The sequence below is a fragment of the Alloalcanivorax mobilis genome, assembly GCF_002864685.1.
In the GTDB taxonomy this organism is placed as follows: domain Bacteria; phylum Pseudomonadota; class Gammaproteobacteria; order Pseudomonadales; family Alcanivoracaceae; genus Alloalcanivorax; species Alloalcanivorax mobilis.
Map to the genome: position 1 here is coordinate 1 of NZ_NMQZ01000050.1, position 2,406 is coordinate 2,406.

At 58.8% G+C, this 2,406-nt stretch carries 2 protein-coding genes; one reads left to right on the top strand and one right to left on the bottom strand.

The genetic code is table 11. From position 1 onward, the window contains the following. Positions 1-403 precede the first annotated feature (403 nt). Entirely contained in the window at positions 404-1,597 is a 1,194-nt protein-coding gene (locus CGS25_RS17370; protein WP_232802473.1) for a C4-dicarboxylate TRAP transporter substrate-binding protein, read from the top strand. A gap of 18 nt (positions 1,598-1,615) precedes the next feature. Here the strand turns inward: CGS25_RS17370 and CGS25_RS19090 are convergent, their stop codons facing one another. Continuing rightward, positions 1,616-1,900 carry a hypothetical protein gene (locus tag CGS25_RS19090; RefSeq protein ID WP_157933870.1) on the bottom strand — a complete coding sequence of 95 codons (285 nt, stop codon included), beginning with the start codon at positions 1,898-1,900 and terminating at the stop codon, positions 1,616-1,618. Positions 1,901-2,406 lie beyond the last annotated feature (506 nt).

Here is a 2,406-nt window from a genome sequence, read left to right on the forward strand (position 1 = left end):
CGGCATCGACGGCGGTCAGTACCGGTTCTGATCGGTACGTTGGCATTTTGCGTCGGACGTCGGACGTCGGGCGTCTGACGCAAAAGATCAAAACCGTCGCTGGGCGGCAAGCTTCAGGCTGCAAGCTACAAGCTGCAACACGGGCAAGGCCGGGGTGGGGCGGAGGCCGTGCCCGCGCCCCACTGAACACTGAAAACTGAAAACTGAACACTCTTCCCTATTCCCTGCCCGCCCCCTCCCCCTGTACAAAAAAACATCAACAATCGTCGCTTCGGACGAGGCCATCGCGCTTAACCGGTGAGCACACTGTCGGGCAGGACCACGATCATCATCCTGGTTAGACCGCTCAAAACCATTCCAATAACTCATTCCAATAACTCATTCCAACAACAAGGAGAGAGCCATGTCCCCGATCTTCCCCACCGCTACCCTGCCCCGCGCGTCGCGCCCTCGGTGGTTGCCGCTGATGGCGGTGTCCGCCGTGCTGATCGCCACCGCAGCCCTGGCCGGCCCGGCCCAGGCGCGCGAGCTGCGCTATGCCACCGGCGCCACCCCGAACTCGATTGGCGGCAGCAGCGCCGAGGTTTACGCCAACACGCTGAAAGAGGCTTCCGACGGTGAGCTGTCCGCCAAGGTCTATTTGATGTCCTTGCTCAACTTCGCGGAGATGCCCGGAGGGCTGAACAATGGCATCACCGATGTGGGCAGCGTCATCTATCCGTATTTCCCATCGGAATTCCCTTACACCAATCTGATCGCCGAGCTTTCCATGCTCACCGACCTGCTCGACGCGCCCGCCGGCACCGCATCGCTGGCCTACGCCGGGGCGATGTCCGAGTACGTGTTCCTGCATTGCCCGAAATGTCAGGCCGAATGGCAGCAGCAGAATCAGCTTTACGGTGGTGGCGCGGCGGCTTCGCCTTATTACCTGCTGTGCAACACGCCGGTGGCCACGCTCAAACAACTGGCCGGCAAGCGCACCCGCACCGGCGGCGCCCAGTGGGCGCGCGCGGCCGACGCGCTGGGCGCCACTGGCGTGTCCATGTCGGTCAATGAAGTCTACGAAGGGCTTGGCCAGGGCGCCGTGGACTGCACCATGCAGGCGGCACCGGAACTGACCAGCTTTAACCTCAAGGAAGTGGTCACCGATATCACCCGGGGCATACCGCTGGGCATCTACGGCGGTTTGGCCGGCGCCAACATCAATCTGGATGTGTGGCGCTCATTGACCGAGGCACAGCGGCGCGCCCATTTGCGCGCCGCCGCCGCCGCCAACGCGGACACCAGTTGGCTGTATGCGCAGCAGGACCAGAGCAACCTGAAAATGGCCGCCGACCGTGGTATTCGTATTCATCAGGCGGATGCCGATCTGGTCGGTAAGGCCCGACGGTTTATCGAAAACGACATGAAGACAATCGCCGCCAACTACCAGAAGAAATACGGCATTGAAGACGCCAGCCAGCGCATTCAGACGTTCCGGCCGTTGCTGGAAAAATGGATCGGCCTGGTCAAGGACGTGGACAGCAGCGAGGCGTTGGAGGAACTCTACTGGGAAGAGGCGTATTCGAAGGTGGATGTCACTCGCTACGGCCAGTAAATCGGCGCTGGCTCGCGGTTATACACAAAATCTGTGGATAACCTTGGGGATAAGCCCTGGAAGACTGATCCAGGGCCAGCCTCTTTCCCGGTAGTGGCAAAGTGCCGTGATTTTGAACAACGAGGCGGCGCGAAAAAGGGGTAAGGAAAGCACGCCGGAACCGTTCTCCAGGGTTGTCCACAAATTCTGTGGATAACCCTGTTGAAAAAGTGCGGAAAAATCGGGCCAGCGGCACAGCCAAGCCCCTCCCAGCAATTTGACGTTTTTTTGACCATTATAATAATTGTCTTTAATTTCAACCACTTAACCAATCTTCACACACGGGTAAACAAAGTTGTTTCTACCCTGTTACTTTCTTTCCCAGGGCCAATCCCACTGTGCACAGTTTCGAAGCCCGACCGGGCTGTCAATAGTGAAAAGGCGTCATCGGAGTGCAAAGCTCTGAAAACTTTCCGCCCCTGGGCCATCCCCCGATCAAGCGCGCCACCGTGGTGCACCTCTTCACCGAAACCCGCCTGCGAGCACCAGCCTGTGGATAGAATTGTGCATAACCGGCGCATAACACGCCCATAACCGGTTGAAAACGCTCAGTGGGCTGATAGGGCCTGTTCACACTACTTGCATTACGCCTGTTGTGGCTAAAAACCCACCCATCAAGGCACGAGGAGAGAAGTTTGGTGGCGCCAAATGAACGACGAGTAACGTGGAGGGGTGGGTTTTTAGCCACAACCCGAAGGGCTGGCGCCCTTTTGGCCTCCAGCGTCGTTGTCGGTCGCTTATTTGGAATGACCAAACCGCACTCCCTCCGC

Bases quoted from the DNA above. Each gene is read 5' to 3' on its own strand.
- CGS25_RS17370 (WP_232802473.1), top strand. From the start codon at position 404: ATGTCCCCGATCTTCCCCACCGCTACCCTGCCCCGCGCGTCGCGCCCT.